Origin of the sequence: Isoptericola sp. NPDC056605 (genome assembly GCF_042792795.1) — a bacterium.
GTDB lineage: Bacteria > Actinomycetota > Actinomycetes > Actinomycetales > Cellulomonadaceae > Isoptericola.
The window spans coordinates 47,468-70,785 of sequence record NZ_JBHTVT010000010.1; the positions used below are offsets into that span (position 1 = coordinate 47,468).

22 protein-coding genes are annotated in these 23,318 nt (G+C 74.5%); 16 read left to right on the top strand and 6 right to left on the bottom strand.

Annotated elements, in window-relative coordinates:
- The first annotated feature begins 46 nt into the window (after positions 1–46).
- The 3 genes from ACFQ8Y_RS11960 to ACFQ8Y_RS11970 all read left to right on the top strand — a co-directional run bounded on the left by ACFQ8Y_RS11960 (position 47) and on the right by ACFQ8Y_RS11970 (position 2,673).
- Positions 47–691 (top strand): GntR family transcriptional regulator, encoded by a 645-nt coding sequence (locus ACFQ8Y_RS11960; protein WP_430550124.1) that lies wholly within the window; start codon positions 47–49, stop codon positions 689–691.
- A 186-nt stretch (positions 692–877) separates the two neighbouring features.
- Positions 878–2,047 carry a sensor histidine kinase gene (locus tag ACFQ8Y_RS11965; protein ID WP_430585583.1) on the top strand — a complete coding sequence of 390 codons (1,170 nt, stop codon included), beginning with the start codon at positions 878–880 and terminating at the stop codon, positions 2,045–2,047.
- Positions 2,044–2,673: a response regulator gene (locus ACFQ8Y_RS11970; protein ID WP_430585584.1), complete on the top strand. Its 630-nt coding sequence runs from the start codon at positions 2,044–2,046 to the stop codon at positions 2,671–2,673. Before ACFQ8Y_RS11965 ends, ACFQ8Y_RS11970 begins: the two co-directional genes overlap by 4 nt.
- Positions 2,674–2,677: 4 nt before the next feature.
- On the opposite strand, the gene ACFQ8Y_RS11975 is transcribed toward ACFQ8Y_RS11970, so the two are convergent.
- Together ACFQ8Y_RS11975 and ACFQ8Y_RS11980 are read right to left on the bottom strand one after the other, a co-directional pair.
- Positions 2,678–5,263 (bottom strand): ATP-dependent DNA ligase, encoded by a 2,586-nt coding sequence (locus tag ACFQ8Y_RS11975; RefSeq protein ID WP_430585585.1) that lies wholly within the window; start codon positions 5,261–5,263, stop codon positions 2,678–2,680.
- Between the two features lie 83 nt (positions 5,264–5,346).
- Positions 5,347–6,213: an alpha/beta fold hydrolase gene (locus ACFQ8Y_RS11980; protein WP_430585586.1), complete on the bottom strand. Its 867-nt coding sequence runs from the start codon at positions 6,211–6,213 to the stop codon at positions 5,347–5,349.
- A 110-nt stretch (positions 6,214–6,323) separates the two neighbouring features.
- On the opposite strand from ACFQ8Y_RS11980, the gene ACFQ8Y_RS11985 reads away from it, so the two are divergent.
- From ACFQ8Y_RS11985 to ACFQ8Y_RS11995, 3 genes are all read left to right on the top strand, one after another.
- The gene (locus tag ACFQ8Y_RS11985; RefSeq protein WP_430585587.1) at positions 6,324–6,713 is read left to right on the top strand and encodes a hypothetical protein; all 390 of its coding nucleotides are present in this window, start codon (positions 6,324–6,326) and stop codon (positions 6,711–6,713) included.
- Between the two features lie 146 nt (positions 6,714–6,859).
- Positions 6,860–7,636 (top strand): SDR family NAD(P)-dependent oxidoreductase, encoded by a 777-nt coding sequence (locus tag ACFQ8Y_RS11990; RefSeq protein WP_430550118.1) that lies wholly within the window; start codon positions 6,860–6,862, stop codon positions 7,634–7,636.
- A gap of 24 nt (positions 7,637–7,660) precedes the next feature.
- Complete coding sequence (locus ACFQ8Y_RS11995) at positions 7,661–7,939, top strand: glutaredoxin family protein (protein WP_430550117.1); 279 nt, start codon at positions 7,661–7,663, stop codon at positions 7,937–7,939.
- Positions 7,940–7,979: 40 nt separating this feature from the next.
- On the opposite strand, the gene ACFQ8Y_RS12000 is transcribed toward ACFQ8Y_RS11995, so the two are convergent.
- Both ACFQ8Y_RS12000 and ACFQ8Y_RS12005 read right to left on the bottom strand, forming a co-directional pair.
- Positions 7,980–8,807 carry an ABC transporter permease gene (locus ACFQ8Y_RS12000; protein ID WP_430585588.1) on the bottom strand — a complete coding sequence of 276 codons (828 nt, stop codon included), beginning with the start codon at positions 8,805–8,807 and terminating at the stop codon, positions 7,980–7,982.
- The gene (locus ACFQ8Y_RS12005) at positions 8,804–9,775 is read right to left on the bottom strand and encodes an ABC transporter ATP-binding protein (RefSeq protein WP_430585589.1); all 972 of its coding nucleotides are present in this window, start codon (positions 9,773–9,775) and stop codon (positions 8,804–8,806) included. Before ACFQ8Y_RS12005 ends, ACFQ8Y_RS12000 begins: the two co-directional genes overlap by 4 nt.
- 113 nt (positions 9,776–9,888) lie before the next feature.
- Here ACFQ8Y_RS12005 and ACFQ8Y_RS12010 point away from each other — a divergent pair, with 113 nt between their 5' ends.
- The 3 genes from ACFQ8Y_RS12010 to ACFQ8Y_RS12020 are packed head-to-tail and all read left to right on the top strand — an operon-like array spanning position 9,889 to position 11,953.
- Positions 9,889–11,019: a sensor histidine kinase gene (locus ACFQ8Y_RS12010; RefSeq protein WP_430585590.1), complete on the top strand. Its 1,131-nt coding sequence runs from the start codon at positions 9,889–9,891 to the stop codon at positions 11,017–11,019.
- Positions 11,016–11,690 (top strand): response regulator, encoded by a 675-nt coding sequence (locus ACFQ8Y_RS12015; RefSeq protein ID WP_430550113.1) that lies wholly within the window; start codon positions 11,016–11,018, stop codon positions 11,688–11,690. The genes ACFQ8Y_RS12010 and ACFQ8Y_RS12015 overlap by 4 nt, the downstream gene beginning before the upstream one ends.
- 41 nt (positions 11,691–11,731) lie before the next feature.
- Positions 11,732–11,953: an SCO4848 family membrane protein gene (locus ACFQ8Y_RS12020; RefSeq protein WP_430550112.1), complete on the top strand. Its 222-nt coding sequence runs from the start codon at positions 11,732–11,734 to the stop codon at positions 11,951–11,953.
- 25 nt (positions 11,954–11,978) lie between these two features.
- Here ACFQ8Y_RS12020 and ACFQ8Y_RS12025 read toward each other — a convergent pair whose 3' ends face one another.
- Complete coding sequence (locus ACFQ8Y_RS12025) at positions 11,979–12,368, bottom strand: nuclear transport factor 2 family protein (protein WP_430550111.1); 390 nt, start codon at positions 12,366–12,368, stop codon at positions 11,979–11,981.
- An 89-nt stretch (positions 12,369–12,457) separates the two neighbouring features.
- On the opposite strand from ACFQ8Y_RS12025, the gene ACFQ8Y_RS12030 reads away from it, so the two are divergent.
- Complete coding sequence (locus ACFQ8Y_RS12030) at positions 12,458–13,411, top strand: Ku protein (protein ID WP_430585591.1); 954 nt, start codon at positions 12,458–12,460, stop codon at positions 13,409–13,411.
- A 10-nt stretch (positions 13,412–13,421) separates the two neighbouring features.
- On the opposite strand, the gene ACFQ8Y_RS12035 is transcribed toward ACFQ8Y_RS12030, so the two are convergent.
- A complete protein-coding gene (locus ACFQ8Y_RS12035) occupies positions 13,422–13,979 on the bottom strand; it encodes a TetR/AcrR family transcriptional regulator (RefSeq protein WP_430550109.1) in 558 nt (185 codons plus the stop codon).
- 108 nt (positions 13,980–14,087) lie between these two features.
- On the opposite strand from ACFQ8Y_RS12035, the gene ACFQ8Y_RS12040 reads away from it, so the two are divergent.
- From ACFQ8Y_RS12040 to leuS, 6 genes are all read left to right on the top strand, one after another.
- A complete protein-coding gene (locus ACFQ8Y_RS12040; RefSeq protein ID WP_430550108.1) occupies positions 14,088–15,644 on the top strand; it encodes an MFS transporter in 1,557 nt (518 codons plus the stop codon).
- A gap of 99 nt (positions 15,645–15,743) precedes the next feature.
- Positions 15,744–17,498 carry a metallophosphoesterase family protein gene (locus ACFQ8Y_RS12045; protein WP_430585592.1) on the top strand — a complete coding sequence of 585 codons (1,755 nt, stop codon included), beginning with the start codon at positions 15,744–15,746 and terminating at the stop codon, positions 17,496–17,498.
- 27 nt (positions 17,499–17,525) lie between these two features.
- Positions 17,526–18,251, top strand: coding sequence for a metal-dependent transcriptional regulator (locus ACFQ8Y_RS12050; protein WP_430550106.1), 726 nt, complete (start codon positions 17,526–17,528; stop codon positions 18,249–18,251).
- A 112-nt stretch (positions 18,252–18,363) separates the two neighbouring features.
- Positions 18,364–19,581 (top strand): MFS transporter, encoded by a 1,218-nt coding sequence (locus tag ACFQ8Y_RS12055; protein WP_430585593.1) that lies wholly within the window; start codon positions 18,364–18,366, stop codon positions 19,579–19,581.
- A gap of 79 nt (positions 19,582–19,660) precedes the next feature.
- Entirely contained in the window at positions 19,661–20,326 is a 666-nt protein-coding gene (locus ACFQ8Y_RS12060) for a vitamin K epoxide reductase family protein (RefSeq protein ID WP_430585594.1), read from the top strand.
- Between the two features lie 43 nt (positions 20,327–20,369).
- Entirely contained in the window at positions 20,370–23,318 is a 2,949-nt protein-coding gene (leuS, locus tag ACFQ8Y_RS12065) for a leucine--tRNA ligase (RefSeq protein WP_430585595.1), read from the top strand.

Below are 23,318 nucleotides of genomic sequence, written 5' to 3' on the forward strand. Positions count from 1 at the left end.
AGATGGTATGCCATATTCTCCTCCGGCTGGCTGGCAGGATGTGCGCATGTCCTCCGAGCTCTCGGCCCCCTTCGAGCCCGAGTCCGTGCGGGTGGCGCGCGTCGTCCGCGAGCAGATCGTGGAGGGGTCCCGGGAGCCCGGCAGCCGGCTGGTCGAGCGCGACCTGGCCGCCGAGCTGGGCGTGAGCCGCATCCCCGTGCGGGACGCGCTGCGCACGCTCGTCGCGGAGGGGCTGGTCACGCCGCGGCCACGCACGTGGGCGGTGGTCCGCGAGTTCAGCGACGCCGACGTGGACCACCTGCACGAGGTGCGGGAGGCCACGGACCCGCTGCACTTCCGGCTCGCGGCGACGCGCCGGTCGGTGGAGCAGCTCGCCGGCCTGACCGAGGCGTGGCAGCGGGAGGACGCCGCCGCCCGCGCGGGCGACGGCCCCACGGCCCGGCGCGCCGGGGCGGACTTCCACGAGCGCGTCGTCGTGGCCGCCGGGAACCCGGTGCTCGTCGAGCTGCACCTCGTGATCGCCAGCCGGGTGCGCTGGCTGCTCGGACAGCACCTCGACCTGCAGGCGATCGCCGACGAGCACCGCGAGCTCCTCGACGCCGTCCGGGACGGCGACGGCGAGACCGCGGCCCGGCTGGCGCGCGAGCACCTCGCCACCAGCCGAGCCGCGACCCAGGAGCGCCGGGCCTGACGCCGCCGATGTCGTGGTCGGCCTCGTCGTCGGTGTCGTCGTCGGCGCCGTGGGCGAGGTCGGGGGTGAGGTCATCGGCCCAGGCTCGTCGGCCGCGTCGCGCCGCCGCATCGGGCGTCCGGGGCGCGGGGGATCGTCCGAACGGATGAGGTGCGGACGCGTCGTGCGCGGCTAGCGTGGTCGTCCGTGCCCGGATCCCTCACCCGCGGGGTGCACCTCGCCTTCGCCGCGCTCGTCGTGACGTCGGCGGCGCGCTACCTCACCAACCACGGCCTCGACGGCCAGTGGTGGCTCGTGGTCGCGCTGCTGCTGGCGGTCGCCGTCGCGTACGCGGGCCTCGTGCTGATCGCCCGCCGGTCCGGCGGGGCCGGGCCGGGCGCCGTCGTCCACGGCGTGCTGGCCGTGCTGCTCGTGGCGTGGTCCGCGCTGGTGCTGGTCGCTCCGAGCTTCGCGTGGTCGGCGATCCCCTTGTTCTTCGTGTGCCGCAGCCTCGTGCCGGTGCCCGCGGCGCACGTCCTCGTCGGCGCGGTCGCGGTCGTCACGGGCGTGGCGCTCTTCGACCTGTCCGGCCGCAGCGACTGGGCGGCCGCCGTGGCTCCGCTCGTCGTGGCGGTGCTGCTCAGCCTCGCCTACGACGCGATCGTGCGGCAGGCGGGCGAGCGCGTGCGGCTCCAGCACGAGGTCGCCGTCCTGGCCGAGCGCGAGCGCGTGGCGCGGGAGATCCACGACACCGTGGCCCAGTCGCTGTCGTCGGCGGTGCTGCGCCTCGAGGCCGCCGACCAGCGCTGGGACGCCGACCCCGACGCCGCGCGCGACGACGCCCGGCAGGCCGCCGTCGCCGTGCGCGCCAGCCTCGGCCAGACGCGCGACCTCGTGCACGACCTCGTCGACCCGTCCCCGGCGACCGGCGGGGTCGCGCCCGCCGACGTGGAGGCGGCGGTCCGGACCGCGGCCCGGCGGCACGTCCCCGACGCCGAGCTCACGGTGGTCGGTGACCGCGTGCCGGTGGGGCCGGAGGTCGCGCACGCGCTCGCGCGGATCGCCCAGAGCGCGGTCGCGAACGTGCACCGGCACGCCGGCCCCGCGCGGCTCGGGCTCACCCTCACCTACCTGCCCGACGCCGTCGCGCTCGACGTGTTCGACGACGGTCGCGGCTTCGACGTCGCCGCGGTGAGCTCCCGCGCCGCCGGGCCGGACGGCGGGTTCGGGCTGCGCGCCATGCGCCAGCGGGTGGAGCAGCTCGGTGGCACGATCACGGTGGAGAGCGCGCCGGGCGAGGGGACCGTCGTCGGGGTGCAGCTGCCCGTCGCGGGAGGGCTGCCGGCGACCGGACCGGACGACCAGGAGGACGCATGAGCGACCCGATCACCGTGCTGCTCGTGGACGACCACCACGTGGTGCGCGCCGGGCTGCGCGCCCTGCTCGACTCGCAGCCGGACCTCACCGTCGTGGGCGAGGCGGGCACGGCCGACGAGGCCCTCGACGCCGTGGCACGGCTCGCGCCCGCGCTCGTCGTCATGGACCTCGAGCTCGGCGCGGCGGAGGACGGCGTGGCCGCCACCCGCCGCATCAGGGCCGCCCACCCCGACGTCCCGGTGCTCGTGTTCAGCGCCTACGACACCGACGCCGACGTGGTGCGCGTCGTCGACGCCGGCGCCATCGGCTACGTGCTCAAGGACGCCCCGCCCGCCGAGATCTTCGCCGCCGTGCGCGGCGCCGTCGTCGGGCGCAGCGTGCTCTCCCCGCCCGTCGCGTCCCGGCTGATGCAGCAGGCGCAGAACCCCGGCAGCGCGCTCACCCTGCGGGAGGCGGAGCTGCTCACGCTGCTCGCCCAGGGGCTGAGCAACCGCGAGCTCGGCCGCCGGCTGTTCATCTCCGAGGCGACCGTCAAGACCCACCTCGCGCACGTGTACGCCAAGCTCGGCGTCGAGTCGCGGGCGGCCGCCGTCGCGCACGCGCTGCGGGGACAGACGGTGCGCTGACGAGTCAGCTCTCGACGCCGACCTGGTCCGGGCGCTTGTCGTCGCGCCACCCGCGCCACACCGAGTGCCGCAGCCGCGGACCCTCGTCGTCCGCGCCGTCGGTCGCGCCGAGGTCGGCGGGGTCGCTCGTCCAGTCGCCGTACGTCACCTCGGCCACCCGCTCGGGCGCGGCCCACCGCGCGTGCACCGCCTCGGTGCGGGGCACGCCGTCGAGCGGCGCGTCGTCCACGGACCGCAGGCACCGGACCACCTCGCGCCGCTCCGCCTCCTTGAACCCCGTGCCGACCTTGCCCACGTAGCGCAGCACGCCGCCGTCGTCCGGCACCGCCAGCAGCAGCGACCCGGCCACCCGCGCGTCCTCCCGACCCGTCCCGGCATGCAGCGGGCGCCAGCCCACGACCACCACCTCCTGGGTGCGGGCGTGCTTGATCTTGAGCCAGTCGCGCGAGCGGCGGCCCGGCGTGTACGACGACCGGCGTCGCTTGGCCACCACGCCTTCGAGCCGCATGAGACGGCTGGTCTCCAGCGCCTCGTCGAGCGTGCCGTCCAGGGCGTCGGGCACGTGCACCGGGCGGCGCGGCGTCACGACCCGCGCCAGCTCCGCGCGGCGCTCGGTGTACGGCCGGTCGGTCACCGCGCGCCCGCCCACGACCAGCACGTCGAACAGCACCAGGTCGACCCCGACCGCGCGGCGCGCCTTCTCGACGTCGCGCGGCCGGGTGAGGCCCGCCCGCTGCTGGAGACGGCGGAACGACGGGCGCCCGTCCGCGTCGAGGGCGACGATCTCGCCGTCCAGCACCAGCGGCAGGTCGTCGTGCGCGACCATCTCCGCGACCGCCCGCAGCTCCGGGAACGTCACCGTGAGGTCCTGCCCCGAGCGGGACGTGAGCCGCACGGCACGCTCGTCGTCGCCGTCCGTGCCGCCATGCAGCACCTCGACCACCGCGCGGAAGCCGTCCCACTTCACCTCGAACGCCCAGTCGTCCGGGTCCAGCCGCGCGAGCTCGCCCGGTGGCGCCGTCGTCGCGAGCATCGGGCGCGGCGTCTCGGGCGGCGCGTCGTCGTCAGGCGCGCGGCCGGGGGCCGGCGACCGTCCCGCGGGGGCGTCGTCCGCGTCACCGCCGTCGCCCCCGCCGTCGCCCGCGCCGTCGTCCTCGTCCCCGGGCTGTGCCTTCGTGCGGTGGATCAGCCACGAGTTCTGGTCGTCGCCGCCGCGCCCGCCGGTGCGGATGAGGGCGAGACGTCGTGAGCCGCGCCGCTCGCTGTGCAGGACGGCGATCACCTCGTCCTCGCGCCACTTCTCCAGGTCGTAGGTGCCGGCGTCCCAGATCGTCACCTCGCCGCCGCCGTACTCGCCCGCGGGGATGCTGCCCTCGAACGCGCCGTACTCGAGCGGGTGGTCCTCGGTCTGCACGGCCAGGTGGTTCTGCTTCGGGTCGGTGGGCTCGCCCTTCGGCAGGGCCCAGCTCACCAGGACGCCCTCGTGCTCCAGCCGGAAGTCCCAGTGCAGGCGGCGGGCGTGGTGCTCCTGGACGACGAAGGTCGGCGCGCCGTCGCGGGGGTCCGGGCTCTCGGGGCCGAACGGCTCCGGGGTCTTCTCGGGGTCGCGCTTGGCGCGGTACGTCTCGAGCTTCTCGGCCGGCGTGCGCTCGAACGTCGCCATGCGCTCCGGCGTGGGCTCGAGCTGGGCCAGGTGCCCGGCCGCCAGGGGCTCCAGGAGGTCGCCGTCGCGCTCCAGGCGCTCGACCACCTCCGTGAAGGTGAGGTGGCGCAGGTCGGGGTCGTCGAGCTCGTCCCAGGTGCGCGGCGCGGCGACGGTCGGCTCGTCGCGGCCCCGCAGCGAGTACGGCGCGATGGTGGTCTTGGCGCCGTTGTTCTGCGACCAGTCGACGAGCACCTTGCCCGCGCGCAGCGACTTCTTCATGTCGCTGACGACGAGGTCCGGGTGCTCCGACTCCAGGTGGCGCGCGAGCTCGTGCGCCACCGCCGAGACGGCGTCCGCGGTGAGGGAGTCGTCGTGACCGACCAGCGCCGCGTACAGGTGGATGCCCTTGGAGCCGCTCGTCACGGGCAGCGGGTCGAGGTCCATGCCGCGCAGGATGTCGCGCGCCAGCCGCGCGACCTCGGCGCACTCGGCCAGGCCCGCGCCCGGCCCCGGGTCGAGGTCGAGGACCAGGCGGTCCGGGGGCATCGGCGTGCCCGTGCGGCCGAATCGCCACTGCGGCACGTGGATCTCGAGGGTGGCCGTCTGACCCAGCCACGTCAGCGTGGCGAGGTCGTTGACCAGCACGTAGTCGTTGGTCGACGTGCGGTGCTTGATCGAGCGCCGCGGCACCCACGACGGCGTCGACGCGTCCAGGTTCTTCTGGAAGAACATCTGCCCGGCGACGCCGTCCGGCCACCGCTTGCGCGTCGCGGGGCGGTACGCCGCGTGCCGCAGCAGCGCCGGTGCCACCTGGGCGAGGTACTGCAGCACCTCGCCCTTCGTCGTCCCCGTGGCCGGGTAGTACACCTTGTCCAGGTTCGTCAGCTGCAGGCGGCGGTCGTCGACCGTGACGGTCTGCGGCTTGCTCGACGACGCGCGTGCCATGCGGACATCGTCGCGCGAGGGGTCGATGCGCGCGCCTCGGGCGGGGACGCCGACCATCAGGAGGCGCCAGGGCGACCGCCGGGTCACGCGGGGGCGAGGAACTCCCGCAGGGCGGCGGCCACCTCGCCGGGAGCCTCCTCGGCCTGGTGGTGGCCGGACCGGATGAGGCGGTGCCGCAGCGGCCGGTCGAGCCACGGCTCCCAGATGGCGGCGGGGTCGCCGTGGATGTCCAGGTCGTCCTCGGTCGACTCGAGCAGGAGCGTCGGGCATCCCACCCGCCGCCCCGCCGCGCGGTCGTCCTCGTCGTGGCGTCGGTCGATGCCGAGCCCCGCGCGATAGTCCTCGCACATCCCGTGCACGACGGCGGGGTCCCGCATCGCGTCCCACACGTCGGCATGGTTCCCGGGCCCGATGACCTCCGGCGGTGGCGTGCGGTACCAGGCGTCGGGGTCGGCGTCGATGACGCGCTCGGCGGGCTTCTCGTCCTGGGCGAGGAACCACCAGTGCCACCAGGCGCGGGCGAACCGCGCGTCCGTCCGCTCCAGGTGCTCGACGACGGGCAGCCCGTCCATGACGACGAGGTGCGTGACCCGCTGCGGGTGGTCCATGGCGGTGCGGAAGGCGACCAGCGACCCGCGGTCGTGGCCCACCACGGCGAAGCTGTCGTGGCCCAGGGCGGACATCAGGTCGACGACGTCCCGGGCCATCGCCCGCTTGCTGGACTGCGCGTGGTCGGGCGCGTCGGGCGGCAGCGTCGACCTCCCGTAGCCCCGGAGGTCGGGGCAGACCACGGTGTGCTGGTGCGTGAGCAGAGGCGCGACGGCGTGCCACGTCGTGTGGGTCCGGGGGTGCCCGTGCAGCAGCACCACCGGCGTTCCCGTGCCGCCGTGCCGCACCCGCACCGTCACCTCGGGAAGGTCCACCCTGTCCAGCCGGAAGCCGTCGAACATGGGGCGACACTAGCGACGTGCCCCGGTGGTCGCCTCACGCCGGGGGACGGGCGGCACGCACCCTCCTGCCCGGCGGACGCGGGCCGTCCCGGTCTGCCACGATGTCCGGCATGGACGACCCGCCCGTCGAGGCACCCCGCGCACCGGGAACGGCGCTGACGTCCCACGAGCGCGCGCTCCTGGAGCGGGTCTGCGCGGGGTCGTGGCGCGGTGCCGCGGAGGCCAGGGCGCAGCTCGCGCACGCGCGGTGGGGCGGCAAGGACCACGAGGGCGACGCGTGCTTCCTCCTCGACGTCCCGGCCGTGCCGGGTCTGCCGAGGATCCCTCCGCACGAAGGCGGCCCGATCGCCTCTCTCGAGGTGCTCGACGGGGACGACGGTCTCGGTGTCCTCGAGCTCTGGGTGGAGGACGGCAGGCTCTACTCGCTCGACTACAGCACGTTCGGCGACGACACCGTCGAGGTGCTCCCCGACGTCCGTCTGGTCCGCGGCGACGCATGACGATCCAGGGGGCGTGAGGTCGGGGGCCGCGCGCCCAGCGATGCCGTCACCGCTCGTCCGGCCCGTCCTTGGGTCGTCGGTCCTCGCCTCCGCCGCGGATCGACCGCAGGGCGGAGAGATCCACGAACCGTGGCAGGGTTCTCCGCGTGACCGACGCGTACCTGTCCTCCCTGTTCTCCCTCGACGGCCGGACCGCTCTGGTGACCGGCGGCAGCTCCGGCATCGGGCGTGCGATCGCGGGCGCGCTCGCCCGGGCCGGAGCGCGCGTCGTCGTCCTGGCCCGGCGGGAGGCGGAGCTGGACGACACGGTCGCGGAGCTGCGGGCGCACGGCTGCACCGTCGACCGCGTCAGCGCGGACCTGAGCACCCGGGCCGGCGTGCGGGCGGCGGCCGAGGAGGCGGCCGCCGTCTTCGGCGAGCCGGACGTCGTGGTCAGCTCCGCGGGCATCAACCTGCGGCCGCCGCTGGGGGAGACGGACGACGCCACCTGGGACGCGACCATGGCCGTCAACCTCGAGGCGCCCTACCTGCTGGGGCAGCGCTTCGGGCCCGGCATGGCGGAGCGCGGGTTCGGCCGGCTGATCCACGTGTCCTCCCAGCAGGCGCACCGTGCCTTCGTGCAGTCCGGCGTCTACGGGGTGTCCAAGGGCGGCCTGGAGTCGCTGGCCCGCTCGCAGGCCGAGGCCTGGTCGTCCCGGGGCGTCACCGCCAACACGCTGGTGCCCGGCTTCGTCCTCACGCCGCTGAACGCCCGGCTGCAGTCCGATCCGGCGCGGGTCGAGGCGCTCGCGGCCCGCACGATGGTGGGCCGCAACGGGCTGCCCGACGACTTCGCCGGCGCCGCCGTCTTCCTCGCCGGCCCGGCGTCCGGCTATGTGACCGGACAGTCACTGTTCGTGGACGGCGGATTCTCCGCTCACTAACCCCATGGGGGTATGGTGCTGCGCATGACCGACGACACCACGACCGACCTCCGCCGCCCCGCGACCCTCACGATGTACGGGGCCACGTGGTGCGGCGACTGCCGCCGCGCCAAGCGCGTGCTCGACACCCGCGGCGTCGAGTACGTGAACGTGGACCTCGTCGCCGACCCCACGCGGGCCGACGACGCCGAGGCGATCAGCGGCCGCAAGAACATCCCCGTGGTCGTCTTCCCCGACGGCGAGTTCTTCGTCGAGCCCACGGACGCCGAGCTCTCCGCGAAGCTGGACGCGGTCGGCCTCTGAGGCCACCGGCCCCGGGTGGCGCGTGCGCCGCCCGGGGCCGTCACTCCCAGCGGAACCACGCGGCGGCCGCGCCGCCCGCGACGACGGTGGTCGCAACCAACCCGACGAGGGCGGACCCCGGCAACGCGACGCCGGCCCACGCCGCGCCGAGCGCGTCGACGGAGGCGCCGAAGGGGAGCCAGCCGCCCAGCGTGGCGAGCGCGTCGGGCAGGTTCTCCCGCGACCCGAACATCCCGCCGAGCGCCGCGAGGCCGAAGAACGCGACGAGGCCGATCGCCACCGCGGAACCCGGCGTCGGCGCGACGGCGGCCACGAACATCCCCACCGCGTACATCGCGGCGATCGCCAGCGCCAGCACGCCCGCCGCCACCCACGGGTCGGCCGGCGGCGAGGCTCCCAGCCACACGAACGCGACGCCGAGGGCGATGGCGATGCCCAGCAGGATCTGCACCACCCCGACGAAGGCCTGCGCGCCGAGCACCATCGCCGGGGACGCCGGGGTGACGCCGAGGCGCTTGAGGATCCCGGAGCGGCGGTAGTAGGCGAGGAAGCTCGGCATGTTGATCACGCCGACCGTCGCGACCACCATCGTCAGCGTCAGCGGGATCACGTAGACGTCCAGCGCCGTGCGCCCGCCCGTCCCGGGGACGACCTGGTCCAGGCCCGGCGCCAGCCCGTTCATCACGAGGATGAGCAACGGCATCCCGAGCGGGATCACGAGCCCGGCCGTGTCGCGGGCCACCATCCGGGCCTCGGCGACGGTGAGCGTGAGCCACGCCCCCACACCGGGCCGCACCGGGCGCGGGGGAGCGCCCGGCTCGGGCAGCTCCAGCACGCGGGGGGTGGTGGGATGGCGGGCGGTGGTCATGATGCCTCCAGGGGGCTTCCGGTGAGGGCGAGGAACGCGTCGTCGAGGGTGGGCCGGCGCAGCTGCGTCTCGGTCGCGACCACGCCCGCGGCGGCGAGCGCTGCGCCCACCGCGTGCAGCAGGTCGCCGCGGGACGGGTCGTCCGCCGCCGTCGTCCCCGCCGCCGCGGCGCCCGCGACGACGAGCCGCGGGCCGGTCGCGTCGACGTGCTCGACGACGGGCAGCCGGGTCAGGAGGTCGGCGGCGCCGGGGTCGTCGGTGCGCAGGGTGACGGTGGGCCGCAGGCCGGCCAGGTCGATCAGTTCGGCGGCGGTGCCGCGCGCGACGACACGGCCGGCGTCGAGGATCGTCACGTGGTCGCACAGCCGCTCCACCTCCTCCATGAGGTGGCTGACGAGCAGGACGGTGACGCCGTCGGCTCGCAGGTCCTCGACCAGCGACCACATGCTGCGCCGCGCCTCGGGGTCCAGGCCGGTGGTGAGCTCGTCGAGGATGACGGCCCGCGGCGCGCCCACGAGGGCCAGCGCGACCGAGACCCGCTGCTGCTGCCCGCCCGACAGCTTCTCGAAGCGGACGTCGCGCGAGGCGCCCAGGCCGACGCGCTCGACGAGTAGGTCGGGGTCCAGGCCGCGCGGGTAGAAGGACCGGTACAGGCGCACGAGCTCGAGGACCGTCAGCGCGCCGTGGAGGTACGCGCCCTGCAGCTGGACGCCGAGCACGCCGCGCACCCGGCCGCGGTCCGCGCGCGGGTCGAGCCCGAGCACCCGCACCCGCCCGGAGTCCGGGGACCGGGCGCCGGCCAGGAGCTCCACGGTGGTGGACTTGCCGGCGCCGTTGCGGCCGAGCACGCCGGCCACCTCGCCCGGTCCCACGGAGAGGCTCACGTCGTCGAGGGCGACCACCGGTGGGCGGCCGCGGCCCCTGGTGCGGTAGGTCTTGCGCAGGTGCTGCGCCACGAGTGCGGTCATGGCGGCGACGCTACGGACGCGGCCGGCGCCGTCGCGCGTGCCGCCGGTCACGACCTGCGCCCATGACTTCCGGCACTCCTCGTCGTCCGGGCTCGCCGGATAGCGTGGGTACCGTGCGCCGGCTGGGACCCGAGGAGACGTCCGGGCTGACGATCCTCGTCGTCTGCCTGGCGGTCGTCGTGCCCGTGCCCTTCGTGGCGGAGCCGGACCGGATGCTCGTGCCGCTCGCCGTCTGGGTGCTGCTGGCGCTCGCGTGGCTCGCCGCGACGGTCGTCGTCGTCCTGCGGCCGCCCCGCACCCGCGCCGCCTACGCCGGTCTCGCGGCCCAGGCGCTGCTGACCGCGGCCCTCGTGATCACGGTGCCCGGGATCGGCTGGCTGCCCATCCTGCTGGTCTTCGGCGCCGCGCTGAGCACGTACGTCGGTCCGACGCGCGTGGTCGTCGTCGTGATCGTGGCGAACACGCTGGCCCTGCTCGTCGCCTTCCTGCTCGCCCCGGGGGACGCGCGGCCCTTCGAGGTCGTGCTCTCGCTCGGCCTCTACCTCCTGCTTCAGGTGGCCAGCGCGGCGGTGAGCGTGGCGCTGCAGCGCGAGCAACGGATGCGCACCGAGCTGACCGTCGCCCACGCGGAGCTCGCCGCGGCGATGGTGCTGGGCGAGGAGGCGACCCGCGCGTCCGAGCGCCTGCGCATCTCCCGCGAGCTGCACGACCTCATCGGGCACCAGCTCACGGTGCTGACGCTGGAGCTCGAGTCCGCGGCGCACCTGCCGCCCGAGCGCGCGGCGGAGCACGTGGAGCGGGCCCGCACCGTGGCGCGCGAGCTCCTCGGCGACGTCCGCGCCACGGTGGGCGAGCTGCGCCGCCGCGCGCCGGACCTGCGCGAGGCCCTCGCCGCCGTCGCCTCCGCCGTGCCGTCCCCGCGGGTCGAGGTCGACGTCGCCGAGGACGTCGTCGCGGACGAGGAGCAGACGGCGGCCCTGGTCCGCGTCACCCAGGAGGTCGTGACCAACGCCGTGCGGCACGCGGAGATGGCGACGGTGCTGCGGATCGAGGTCGCGGCGGACGACGACGGCGCCCTCACCCTCGTCGCCCGCGACGACGGCCTCGGCTCGGAGCCGGTCCGGATCGGGCACGGGCTCGCGGGCATCGTCGAACGGGCCGAGGCCCTGGGCGGGGGCGCGACGTTCGACGCGTCGGCGGGGTTCACGGTGCGGGCACGCCTCGCCGCGCGGGCGGCGTCGTGACGGCGCGCCCCGCGCCCGGGGGGCCGCGCGACCGCGTGCGCCTCGTGCTCGCCGACGACCAGACGCTCGTGCGGCACGGCATCCGCAGCCTGCTGGAGATCGCGGGCGGCATCGACGTGGTCGCGGAGGCCGAGGACGGCGCGACGGCGGTCGACGCGGTCCGGGAGCACGAGCCCGACGTGCTGCTGCTCGACCTGCGGATGCCCGGCCGCGACGGGATCTGGGCGCTGGAGACGCTGCGCGCCGCCGGGCCGGAGGTCGCGGTCCTCGTCCTGACGACGTTCGACGACGACGCTCTCGTGCTGCGTGCGCTGCAGGCGGGGGCGCGGGGCTACCTGCTCAAGGACGTGACGCTGGAGCAGCTCGCGGACGCGGTGCGGACCCTGGCCGCGGGGGACACCCTGGTGCAGCCCGCGGTGACGGCGCGCCTGCTGCGGGCGGTCCGCTCCGGGCCCGCGCCGGCCGACGTCGCGCAGGCGGAGCTCACCGGGCGGGAGCGGGAGGTGCTGCGCCTCATGGCCCAGGGGTGGTCGAACCGCGAGATCGCGGACGCCCTCTACCTCGCGGAAGGCACCGTGAAGAACCACGTGTCCAACGTGCTGCTCAAGCTCGGCGCCAAGGACCGCACCCGGGCGGTGCTCCTGGCGCTGCAGGGCGGCCTGCTCGCCTGAGGGTTTCCTCGCCGGACGGGTCGTGGCCGATACTCGACACCGTGGAGATCCCCGTCGTCTGGTCCGTCGTCCTGCTCGTCGCCGCCCTGTGGAACCTGGCGGTGTGGCCCTCGTTCTGGCGCCGCGTGACCAAGGACCCCCGCGCCCGCGACGACGCCGGTCGCCCCACCCGGTTCTTCACCGTGCACGCCGTGCTGGTGGGCGTCTCGATGCTGCTCGCCCTGCTGGTGGGCGTCGTGGGCGTGCTCGGCCTCGTCGGCTGACGCCCCGGCCGGTCGGACCGGCCCGTCAGCCGGCGTCGTACCGCTCGACCAGGTGCTCGCGCCCGGCCGGCGGCTCGGACGGCTCGGGCCAGATGTCGGTGACGCGCCGGACCAGGCCGTCGTCGGAGACGTCGAGCCAGACGTTCGCGATCATCCGCTCGTCGCCCACGCGCGCGTCGAGCCACAGGGCGGCCCGGGCGCCGTCCGCGACCACGTGCCGCACGGTCAGGTGCCAGTCGCCGGGGTACTCCTGGTTGAAACGGAGGTACGCGTCGCGGCCGCGGATCCGCTCGCGGCTCTGCGGCATCTCGTAGACGACGTCGGGGTCGAGGAGTGCGCCGAAGGCGGCCCAGTCGCGGCGCTCCAGCGTCGCGGCGTAGGCGTGCGCGACCTCGCGCGTCGTGGCGGTGTCCATGGCGAGACCGTAGGCGCGGCGTCCGACATCCGCCCGGCCGGCGCCGGCGCACGCTGGCGGGGTCCGGCGGCTCGCGTGACGATGGTCGCATGAGGGCGATCTGGAAGGGCGCTGTGACCTTCGGCCTGGTCAACGTGCCGGTCAAGCTGTACAGCGCGACCGAGGACCACGACGTGCCGCTGCACCAGGTGCACGACGAGGACGGAGGGCGCATCCGCTACCGGCGGGTGTGCGAGCTGGACGGCGAGGAGGTGCCGTACCAGCACATCGACCGCGCCTACGACGACGGCGAGCGGACCGTGGTGCTCACGAAGGACGACTTCGCGGCGCTGCCGGCGGAGGCGAACCGGGAGATCGAGGTCGTCGAGTTCGTGCCGAGCGACCAGATCGACCCGATCATGCTCGACCGCACCTACTACCTCGAGCCGGACTCCAAGAGCCCGAAGGCGTACGTGCTGCTGCGCCGGACGCTCGAGGAGACGGACCGCACCGCGATCGTGAAGTTCGCGCTGCGCCAGCGCACCCGGCTGGCGGCGATGCGCGTGCGCGACGAGGTGCTGGTGATGCAGACCCTGCTGTGGGCGGACGAGGTGCGCGAGGCCGCGTTCCCCTCGCTCGACGGGTCCGTGACGGTGTCCGACAAGGAGCTGGCGATGTCCGGCCAGCTCGTCGCGAGCTACGAGGCCGACTTCGCGCCCGAGGAGTACGAGGACGAGTACCAGGTGCAGCTGCGCCAGCTCATCGACGCCAAGATCGAGCAGGGCGACGCGCTCGACACCTCCGAGACGTTCGGCGAGCAGCCCGAGAAGGAGGACGCGGACGTCATCGACCTCATGGAGGCGCTGCGCCGGAGCGTCTCGGGCTCGAAGGGCGGGTCGAAGGGCGGGTCGAAGGGCGAGGCGGAGGAGAAGGCCCCCGCGAAGAAGAAGGCCCCGGCGACGAAGCCTGCGGCGAAGAAGGCGCCCGCGAAGAAGGCCCCGGCCAAGAAGGCGCCTGCGAAGAAGACGCCCACGACGAAGACGGCGGAGCGCAAGACGGGCTGAGCCCGCCCCGTCACGCCGGGGCGCCCCCGGCGGGGGCGCGGGCGGCGGCGATCTCGCGCACGAGCGTCAGCAGCTCGTCGATCTCGTGGTCGTCCGGGCCGGTCGCGCCGACGGAGGCGAGGGTGTAGAGGCCCTCGCCCATGAGGGAGACGGCCCGCGCGAGCACGGGGTCGCCCAGCTCGTCCTGGACGGCGGCCGTCCAGGCGGTCTGCGCGTCGTCGAGGACGGCGCGGGCGCGCGGGGAGGCGCCCTGCGCGACCCGGGACGCGGCGAGGTACACGACCTCGAACTCGCCGCCGATGACGGTCGAGGTGCGCAGCAGGTAGTCGGTCGCGCCCTCGGGGGCGGTGCGCATGGCGTCGACGTCGGCGGCGGTGAGGACGGCCAGGTGGTCGAGCAGCCCTTCGACGAGGGCGTCCTTGGAGGGGAAGTGGTAGAGCAGGCCGCCCTTGGACACGCCGGCCCGCTCGGCCACCGCGTCGAGCGTCGCGGCTCGCTCCCCGGACTCGACGAGGAGCTCGGCGAACGCGCGCAGGACCTTGGCTCGGGCGGCGGGGGCGGGAGGCATGTCGACAGCCTAGTGGCGAGGTGTTACTGTACCGGCTGGACGGTGCGGAAGTTCGGCATCACCATGTCGCCCCGGCCGTCCGCAGCGTGTGAAAGGCACCTCAGGTTCATGGCTCAGACCCAGGTGACGACGCACCCCACTCCCTCGGCCACGAGCCGCCTCGCCCCCGCGCGCCCCGCCGGCGCCGGGCGTCGCTGGGCGGCCCTCGCCGTGCTGATGCTGCCGGTGCTGCTCGTCTCGATCGACAACACGGTCCTCAGCTTCGCCCTGCCGCAAATCTCGGAGGCCCTCGCCCCGGGCGGCACGCAGCTGCTGTGGATCGTCGACGTCTACCCGCTCGTGCTCGCCGGCCTCCTCGTGCCGATGGGCTCCGTCGCCGACCGCGTCGGCCGCCGCCGCCTGCTCCTGATCGGGGCCGTCGGCTTCGCCGTCGTGTCCGCCGTCGCGGCCTTCGCGCCGACCGCGGGCGCGCTGATCGCCGGCCGCGCGGGCCTCGGCTTCTTCGGTGCGATGCTCATGCCGTCCACGCTGTCGCTGCTGCGCAACGTGTTCACCGACCGCGACGAGCGTCGCCTCGCCATCGCGATCTGGGCCGCGGGCTTCGCGGCGGGCTCGGCCGTGGGACCGATCGTCGGCGGCCTGCTGCTCGAGCACTTCTGGTGGGGCTCCGTGTTCCTCCTCGCCGTGCCGGTGCTGGCCCTGCTGCTCGTGCTCGCGCCGGTCTTCGTGCCAGAGTCGCGCGACCCGGCGCCGGGCCCGGTCGACCCGGTCTCGATCGTCCTGGTCATGGCGGCGATGACCCCGGTCGTGTTCGGCATCAAGACGCTCGCCAAGGGCGCGCTGCCCTCCCTGGGCCTCGCGTCGATCGCGGTCGGGCTGCTCATGGGCGTGCTCTTCGTGCGCCGGCAGCTGCGCCGCCGGAACCCGATGCTCGACGTGCGCCTCTTCGCGGTGCCCGCCTTCACCGGCAGCGTGTTGGTGAACCTGCTGTCGGTGTTCTCGCTGGTCGGCTTCCTGTTCTTCGTGTCGCAGGACCTGCAGCTCGTCATCGGACTCTCGCCCGTGCAGGCGGGGCTCGTGCTGCTGCCGGGCACCGTGGCGATGGTCGTCGCGGGCCTCGCCGTGGTGAAGGTCGTGCGCCGCGTGCGACCGTCGCACGTCGTCGCGGCCGGGCTGGCGCTGTCCGCCGTCGGCTACCTCGTCACGGCGCTCGTCGCCGGGCGCGGCGAGGCCGGCTGGCTCGGGCTCGCGTTCGTCGTCCTGGCGATCGGCGTGGGGTCGGCCGAGACCGTCTCCAACGACCTCATCGTCTCGACGGTCCCCGCCGCCAGGGCGGGCGCCGCCTCGGCGATCTCCGAGACCGCGTACGAGGTCGGCGCGGTGCTGGGCACCGCCGTCCTCGGCGGGATCCTCACCGGGTCGTACCACGCGAACGTCGTGGTGCCGTCGGGCGTGCCCGCCGCGGACGCGGCGTCGGCCGCCGAGACCCTCGGCGGCGCGACGAGCGTGGCGGCCGACCTGCCGGCCGGCCAGGCGCAGGCGCTGCTGGACTCCGCGCACGCGGCGTTCGGCAGCGGCGTCGTCGTGACGTCCGCGATCGGCTTCGTCGCGGTGCTCGTCGCCGCGGGGATCGCGCTGACGACGCTGCGCGCCGTGCGCTCCTGACGCCCGACGCCGTCCGTGAGGGCGGTGTCACACCCGCGACGGCGGCGCCACCGGCGAGGACGGTGGCGCCGCCGCCCGCGTTCGGCGAGGGTGGACGCGATGAGCGACCAGCACGACGAGCCGACCTCGGCGGACACCGCGGACGAGTCCGCGGTGGACGCCACCACCGCCGCGGCGGTGGCCACGGACGAGACGCCGCCCGGCGGGCGGACGAGACGCACGCGCCGGACGCCGCCGCGCTGGGTGCGCTGGACCCTCGCCGGGGTGACCGCGGCCGTGGCGTGCCTCGTCTTCGGGGTCAGCACCGCCACCACGGAGCTCGGCTTCGGGCCCCACGAGGCCGTCTACTCGGTGACCAACGACAGCCTGGTCGTGGTCGACCTCGGCCCGCTGGGCACGCTGGAGATCGACTCGCCCCTCCCGCTCGGGCTGGGCGTGGACGTGGTGGTCAAGGAGATCCCCGCCGACCTGACCACGGTGGGTGCGGCCAACACCCTCACGGCACTGAGCCAGGACCTCGAGAGCTACCTGCAGTTCTTCTCCAGCCCGGACGTCGCCGTGCGCAGCGTCGCCCTGGCGCTGGTGGAGAACGCCCTGTGGCGCTCGCTGGGCGCCGCCGCGGTGGTGGTCGCGGTGGGGTTCGCCGTGCGCTGGCTGCTGGGGTCCGGGCGACGACGTGAGCTCGCCGACGCGATGGCCCCCCGGACGGGAGAGATCACCGCGGGGGTGGTGGTCGTGGCCCTCGTCGTGACGACGGTGACGTCCGGCGCCGTCGGCAGCACCGCCCAGGGGCAGCCCGCCTCGCCGGTCTTCGCCGGGACGGCGCTGGAGGGCGCGCGGATCACCGGGCGCCTCGCCGGCGTCATCGACACCTACGGCGGGCAGCTCGTCAAGCTGTACGAGGACAACGAGGAGTTCTACGCGAGCGCGGACGACGACCTGTCGGCCGCGTGGGACGCGCGGCTCGCCTCCGAGGCGGCCGCGTCCGCGACCGCGGCCGGCACCCAGTTCGCGTCCCCGGGTCCTGCCGAGCCCACCGTGCCGGCCGTCCCGCCCCGCGCCTTGCCGAGCGGCGGCCCGGAGGACGAGCCGGTCACCTTCGTCGTCATCTCCGACCTGCACTGCAACACGGGGATGACGCCGCTGATCCGCACGACGATCGAACGCTCCGGAGCCGACGTCGTGCTCAACGCGGGCGACACCACCATGAACGGCACGTCGGTGGAGAAGGTCTGCGTCGACTCGTTCGCCTCGGCCGTCCCGCGCGGGGTGCCGATGGTGGTGTCGGACGGCAACCACGACTCGCAGGTCACGTCCGACCAGGAGGCGGCGCACGGCCAGAAGATCCTCGACGGCCAGGTGGTCGACGTCGAGGGGGTCCGCATCCTCGGGGACCGGGACGCGCTCGAGACGCGCGTCGGCGTCGGCACGAACGTCGCGCGCGAGCGGACGCCGGAGCAGCAGGCGGCGGACCTCGCCGCGACCGCGTGCGAGGACCGCGACGGCGTCGACCTGCTGCTGATCCACACGCCGTCCGTGGGCCTCGACGCCCTCGAGACGGGGTGCGTGCCGTTCCAGGTGTCCGGGCACACGCACAGCAGGTCCGGGCCGGAGCAGGTGGGGCAGGGCGTCCGGTACGTCAACGGCTCCACCGCCGGCGCGGCGCCCAACCAGCCGACCGTCGGGCCGCTGCACGGCACGGCCGAGATGACGGTGCTGCGGTTCGACCCCGCGACGCGGCGGATGCTCGACGTGCAGGTCGTGAGCGTCACGCCCGACGGCGCGGCGACGGTGGGCGAGCGCGAGCCGGTGCCCGACGTCGTGCCGCCGGCCGACGAGGCGTCGGGGCCGTAGGGGCGGTCGCCCGGATAGGCTCGGACCGTGCCCGAACCCACCACGCCAGGCCCCACCACGCCGCCGCAGGCCGTCGACCCGGACGAGCTCACCCCCGTCGCTCAGGACTACCTCAAGGCGGTCTGGTCGGCGCAGGAGTGGTCGGACGAGAAGGTCACGACGGGGCTGCTGGCGGACCGGTTGGGCGTGGGCCCGTCCACCGTCTCCGAGACGGTGCGCCGCCTGACGACGCAGGGTCTGCTAGGCCACGAGCCGTACGGCGGGGTCTGGCTCACGGAGCTGGGCCGGCGCTACGCGCTCGTGATGGTGCGGCGGCACCGGCTGCTGGAGACGTGGTTGGTGCGCGACCTCGGGTACGCGTGGGACGAGGTGCACGACGAGGCCGAGGTGCTGGAGCACGCCGTGTCCGACCGCCTTGTCGAGCGGATCTCCGCGCGGCTCGGCCACCCGGAGCGCGACCCGCACGGCGACCCGATCCCGTTCGCCGACGGGCGGGTGGTGCGCCCCGAGGCGGTGCCGCTGGTGGACCTCGAGGCCGGCGCCGGGGGAGTGGTCGCCCGGATCTCCGACGCCGATCCCGAGGCGCTGCGGTACCTGGCCGACCTCGGCATCGACCTGGACCTGCCGGTGCGGCTGACGTCCCGGCGGGAGTTCGCCGGGACCGTCGGCGTGACGTGGGAGGCGGACGGGCGCGAGGTCGGCGTGGATCTCGGGCTGCTGGCGGCCTCGCGCATCTGGGTCGTGCGCGCGTAGGCTGACCCGGTTCCCCGACGACGTGAGCGCTTGGACGGCGCACCGCCGTCGATGCCTCGTCTCGAAACGATTCGAGCACCCCGGTGCGCGATCCGATCCCGAGGAGAGGCGAGTGACCTCGACGACCACGCCCGCGAGCGCCGCCACGGCCCGCACCGGCCGCACACCCCGCCCCGAGCACGTCGGGGCCGCGCTGTTCGCGCTCGCCGTCGGCGGGTTCACGATCGGCACCACCGAGTTCGCCACGATGGGCCTGCTGCCGCAGATCGGCGCGGACCTGGGCGTCAGCGACCCGGTGGTGGGCCACGCGATCACCGCGTACGCCGTCGGCGTCGTGGTCGGCGCGCCGCTGCTGACCGTCGCGGCCGCGCGGATGTCCCGCAAGCGGCTGCTGCTGTGCCTCATGGGCTTCTACACGGTGGCGAACGTGCTGTCGGCGGCCGCGCCCGGTATCGAGAGCCTGGTCGTCGGGCGGTTCCTCGCCGGCCTGCCGCACGGGGCCTTCTTCGGCGTCGGGGCCGCGGTCGGCGCCGCGGTGGCGGGGCCGGGCCGGCGCGGCCACGCCGTGTCGATGATGATGACCGGCCTGACGGTCGCGAACGTCGTCGGGGTCCCGCTGTCGACGGCGGTGGGGCAGAACCTCGGCTGGCGCGCCGCGTTCGTCGTCATCGGGGTGCTCGGAGCCGTGACCCTCCTCGGCATCTGGCGCTTCGTGCCCGAGCGGGGGCCCGTGGACTCCAGCGTTCGGAAGGAGCTGGGCACGCTGCGCAACGGCCCGCTGTGGATCTCGTTCGCCGCGGGTGCGATCGGCTTCGGCGGCCTGTTCGCCGTCTACACGTACGTCGCACCGACCGTCACCAAGGTCGCGGGGATGTCCGAGAGCGCCGTGCCCTGGGTGCTCGCCGTCTTCGGGGTCGGCATGACCGTCGGCACGCTGCTCGGCGGCAGGCTGGTGGACCGGAACGTGCTGCGCACCGTGGTCGGCGGGTTCGTCGCCACGGCCCTGTCGCTGGTCCTGTTCGCGCTGGTCGGGACGTCGCCCGTGCCCGCCGTCGTCGGGCTCTTCCTGCTGGCCGTCACGTCCCAGACCCTCGGCCTGGCGATGCAGACCAGGCTCATGGACCTCTCGCCGCGCGCGCAGTCCCTCGGTGCGGCCCTGTGCCACTCCGCCCTCAACATCGGCAACGCGAGCGGCGCCTTCTTCGGCGGGCTCGTCATCGCCGCGGGCTACGGGTACCTCGCGCCCGCGTGGGTCGGCGTCGCGCTCACTCTCGTGGGCCTGGCGATGGTGCTGGCCTTCGGCCGGCAGCGCGTGGCGCACGCGGGCTGACCTGGCGCCGAGGGTCCCGGCGGGGCTTCGCCGACGTCGTCGGGCCGGGCCCCCAGGAACGTGCGGTACGGTCGCGCCCGTGAGCCCGAGCGTGCGCGACGAGACCCACGACATCCCCGACGACGCGGCGGGGGAGGGCGTGCCCGCGACACCCGCGCGCGGCCTGACCGCCCGCGCGTACGGCGTGCTGCTGACCGTGCTGGGCGGGATCGGCTTCGGTGCGGCGTCGTGGCTGGCGATCGAGGAGTACCTCAAGCTGCTCGACCCGAACCGGGTGACGAGCTGCAGCTTCAACGTCTTCCTCGACTGCGGCGTCGCGATGATGTCCTGGCAGGGCACGCTGCTCGGCTTCCCGAACCCCTACATCGGGGTCGCGGCGTTCCCCGTGGTGATCACCACGGGCGTGGTGCTGCTCGCGGGGGCGCGGCTGCCGCGGTGGTACCACCGGTCGCTGCTCGCGGTGACGGTGCTCGCCCAGCTGCTGATCTTCTTCCTCATGTGGTCGAGCTTCTACGCGCTGGTGCGGCTGTGCCCGGCCTGCATGGTGGTGTGGACCATCGTGTGGCCGCTGCTGTGGTTCCAGGTGGTGCACGCCGTGCAGGAGGGCCACCTGCCGGCGAGCGACGGGTTGCGCCGCGCCGTCGTGCGCAACCGCGGCCTGGTCCTGATCATCGGGTACGTCGTGGCGATCGGCTGGCTGCTGCTGGCCGTCGGCGGGCCGCTGGTCGAGTCCTTCGGGGTGTGAATATCCGGCCGGGTCGTGCGGTCCCGGCCGGTAGACTCGCCGGGTGAGCACGCCCGACACCGCACCCGCCCGATCCGAGGCTCCGACCGCGCCTTCCCAGGAGCCCACCCACCGCTACACGCCCGCCCTCGCCCAGCAGATCGAGGAGCGCTGGCAGGACCTGTGGGAGGAGCGCGGCACCTTCTGGGCGGCGAACCCGAACGGTGCGCTCACGGACGGCGACGGCCGGAACGCCGCAGGCCAGCCGTTCTTCATCATGGACATGTTCCCGTACCCCTCCGGGGCGGGGCTGCACGTCGGGCACCCGCTGGGCTATATCGCCACGGACGTCGTGGGCCGGTTCCGCATGATGTGCGGCGACAACGTGCTGCACGCGCTGGGCTACGACGCGTTCGGCCTGCCCGCCGAGCAGTACGCGGTGCAGACGGGACAGCACCCGCGCACCACCACCGAGCAGAACATCGTCACCATGAAGCGTCAGCTGCGCCGCATGGGCCTGGCGCACGACTCGCGTCGCACGTTCGCCACGATCGACCCCGAGTACGTGCGCTGGACGCAGTGGATCTTCCTGCAGATCTTCGACTCCTGGTACGACGCCGAGGCCGACGGCGGCAAGGGCCGTGCGCGACGCATCTCCGAGCTGGAGGCCGAGTACGCCTCGGGAGAGCGCACGCTGGCCGACGGCAGGTCGTGGGACGCGTTGTCCGACGACGAGCGGCGCGACGTGCTGGACGCGCAGCGGCTGGCCTACGTCGACGAGTCGCCCGTGAACTGGGCGCCCGGCCTGGGCACGGTCCTGGCCAACGAGGAGGTCACGTCCGACGGCCGTTCCGAGCGCGGCAACATGCCCGTCTTCCAGAAGTCCCTGCGGCAGTGGAAGATGCGGATCACGGCCTACGCCGACCGCCTGACCGACGACCTGGAGCTCATCGACTGGCCGGAGAAGGTCAAGTCGATGCAGCGCAACTGGATCGGCCGTTCCACGGGCGCGAACGTCCGGTTCGACGTCGTCGGCACCAGCGACTACGACGCGGCCGGCGCGGGCGCGCAGGTCGAGGTGTTCACCACCCGCCCGGACACGCTGTTCGGCGCGACGTTCATGGTCGTGGCGCCCGAGCACCCGCTGCTGGACGAGGTCCCCGCGTCCTGGCCCGACGGCACGCGCGACGTCTGGACCGGCGGGCACGCGACGCCCGTCGAGGCCGTGGCCGCCTACCGCCGCGAGGCCGCCGCGAAGACCGCCGTCGAGCGGCAGGCCGACGCGGGCAAGAAGACCGGCGTCTTCACCGGCCACCTGGCCGTCAACCCCGTCAACGGCGCGACGGTCCCGGTGTTCACCGCCGACTACGTGCTGATGGGCTACGGCACGGGCGCGATCATGGCGGTGCCCGGCGGCGACCAGCGCGACTTCGACTTCGCGGAGGCGTTCGAGCTGCCCGTGATCCGCACGGTCGAGCCCGCCGGCGGCCTGCCCGAGGACTTCGCCGGCGCGTACACGGGCGACGGCGTCGCGGTGAACTCCTCGAACGACGAGATCAGCCTGGACGGGCTCGGCGTGGCAGAGGCCAAGGAGAAGATCACCGCGTGGCTGAGCGCCCGCGGCGTCGGCGAGGGGACGACCACGTACCGCCTGCGCGACTGGCTGTTCAGCCGGCAGCGCTACTGGGGCGAGCCGTTCCCGATCCTGTGGGACTCCAACGACCGCCCGGTCGCGATCCCGGCCGACATGCTGCCCGTCGACCTGCCCGACGTGCCCGACTACGCGCCGCGCACCTTCGAGCCCGACGACGCGGACTCCTCGCCCGAGGCCCCGTTGGGCCGTAACGACGAGTGGGTGCACGTCACCCTGGACCTGGGCGACGGGCCGAAGACCTACCGCCGCGACACCAACACCATGCCCAACTGGGCCGGGTCGTGCTGGTACTACCTGCGCTACCTGGACCCGACCGACTCGACCGACGGCCCCGCCAAGGGCACCGCCGTCGTCGACCCGGAGCTCGAGTCGTACTGGATGGGCCCGCGCCACAACGCGACGTCCGGCCCGGCCGGCGGCGTCGACCTGTACGTCGGCGGCGTCGAGCACGCGGTGCTGCACCTGCTGTACGCGCGGTTCTGGCACAAGGTGCTGCTGGACCTGGGCTACGTGTCGTCGCTGGAGCCGTTCGGCAAGCTGTTCAACCAGGGGTACATCCAGGCCTACGCCTACACCGACTCCCGCGGCGCCTACGTGCCCGCCGGCGAGGTCGAGGGCGACGAGCAGACCGGCTTCACGTACCGGGGCGAGCCCGTGAACCGTGAGTACGGGAAGATGGGCAAGTCCCTGAAGAACGTCGTCACGCCGGACGAGATGTACGAGCAGTACGGCGCCGACACGTTCCGCGTGTACGAGATGTCGATGGGCCCGCTGGACCTGTCGCGCCCGTGGGAGACGCGCGCCGTCGTCGGGTCGCAGCGCTTCCTGCAGCGGCTGTGGCGCAACGTCGTGGACGAGGAGACGGGCGCGCTCGTCGCGACCGACGACGAGCCCGACACCGCCACGCTGCGGGCGATGCACCGTGCGATCGCGGACGTGCGCGTCGAGATGGAGCACATGCGGCCCAACACGGCGATCGCGAAGCTCATCACGTACAACAACCACCTCACGTCCCTGGAGCGGGTGCCGCGCGCGGCGGTCGAGCCGCTGGTGCTCATGGTCGCGCCGATCGCCCCGCACATCGCGGAGGAGCTGTGGCAGCGGCTCGGGCACGACGGCTCGCTGGCGCGCGAGCCGTTCCCGACCGCCGACGAGCAGTACCTGGTCGAGGACACCGTGACGTGCGTCGTGCAGGTCAAGGGCAAGGTGCGCGGGCGTCTCGAGGTGGCACCGTCCATCTCGGACGCCGACCTGGAGGCCGCCGCCCTGGCGGAGCCGAACGTGGTCCGCGCCATCGACGGTGCGACGGTGCGCAAGGTGATCGTGCGCGCGCCGAAGCTCGTCAACATCGTCGTCTGA

Excerpts from the sequence above, each read along its gene's own strand:
- ACFQ8Y_RS11995 (WP_430550117.1), top strand. The coding sequence starts at position 7,661 with ATGACCGACGACACCACGACCGACCTCCGCCGCCCCGCGACCCTCACG.
- ACFQ8Y_RS11970 (WP_430585584.1), top strand. The coding sequence starts at position 2,044 with ATGAGCGACCCGATCACCGTGCTGCTCGTGGACGACCACCACGTGGTG.
- ACFQ8Y_RS11980 (WP_430585586.1), bottom strand. The coding sequence starts at position 6,213 with ATGTTCGACGGCTTCCGGCTGGACAGGGTGGACCTTCCCGAGGTGACG.
- ACFQ8Y_RS12005 (WP_430585589.1), bottom strand. The coding sequence starts at position 9,775 with ATGACCGCACTCGTGGCGCAGCACCTGCGCAAGACCTACCGCACCAGG.
- ACFQ8Y_RS11985 (WP_430585587.1), top strand. The coding sequence starts at position 6,324 with ATGGACGACCCGCCCGTCGAGGCACCCCGCGCACCGGGAACGGCGCTG.
- ACFQ8Y_RS12035 (WP_430550109.1), bottom strand. The coding sequence starts at position 13,979 with ATGCCTCCCGCCCCCGCCGCCCGAGCCAAGGTCCTGCGCGCGTTCGCC.
- ACFQ8Y_RS12040 (WP_430550108.1), top strand. The coding sequence starts at position 14,088 with ATGGCTCAGACCCAGGTGACGACGCACCCCACTCCCTCGGCCACGAGC.
- ACFQ8Y_RS12025 (WP_430550111.1), bottom strand. The coding sequence starts at position 12,368 with ATGGACACCGCCACGACGCGCGAGGTCGCGCACGCCTACGCCGCGACG.
- ACFQ8Y_RS11975 (WP_430585585.1), bottom strand. The coding sequence starts at position 5,263 with ATGGCACGCGCGTCGTCGAGCAAGCCGCAGACCGTCACGGTCGACGAC.
- ACFQ8Y_RS12045 (WP_430585592.1), top strand. The coding sequence starts at position 15,744 with ATGAGCGACCAGCACGACGAGCCGACCTCGGCGGACACCGCGGACGAG.
- ACFQ8Y_RS12000 (WP_430585588.1), bottom strand. The coding sequence starts at position 8,807 with ATGACCACCGCCCGCCATCCCACCACCCCCCGCGTGCTGGAGCTGCCC.
- ACFQ8Y_RS11960 (WP_430550124.1), top strand. The coding sequence starts at position 47 with ATGTCCTCCGAGCTCTCGGCCCCCTTCGAGCCCGAGTCCGTGCGGGTG.
- ACFQ8Y_RS12030 (WP_430585591.1), top strand. The coding sequence starts at position 12,458 with ATGAGGGCGATCTGGAAGGGCGCTGTGACCTTCGGCCTGGTCAACGTG.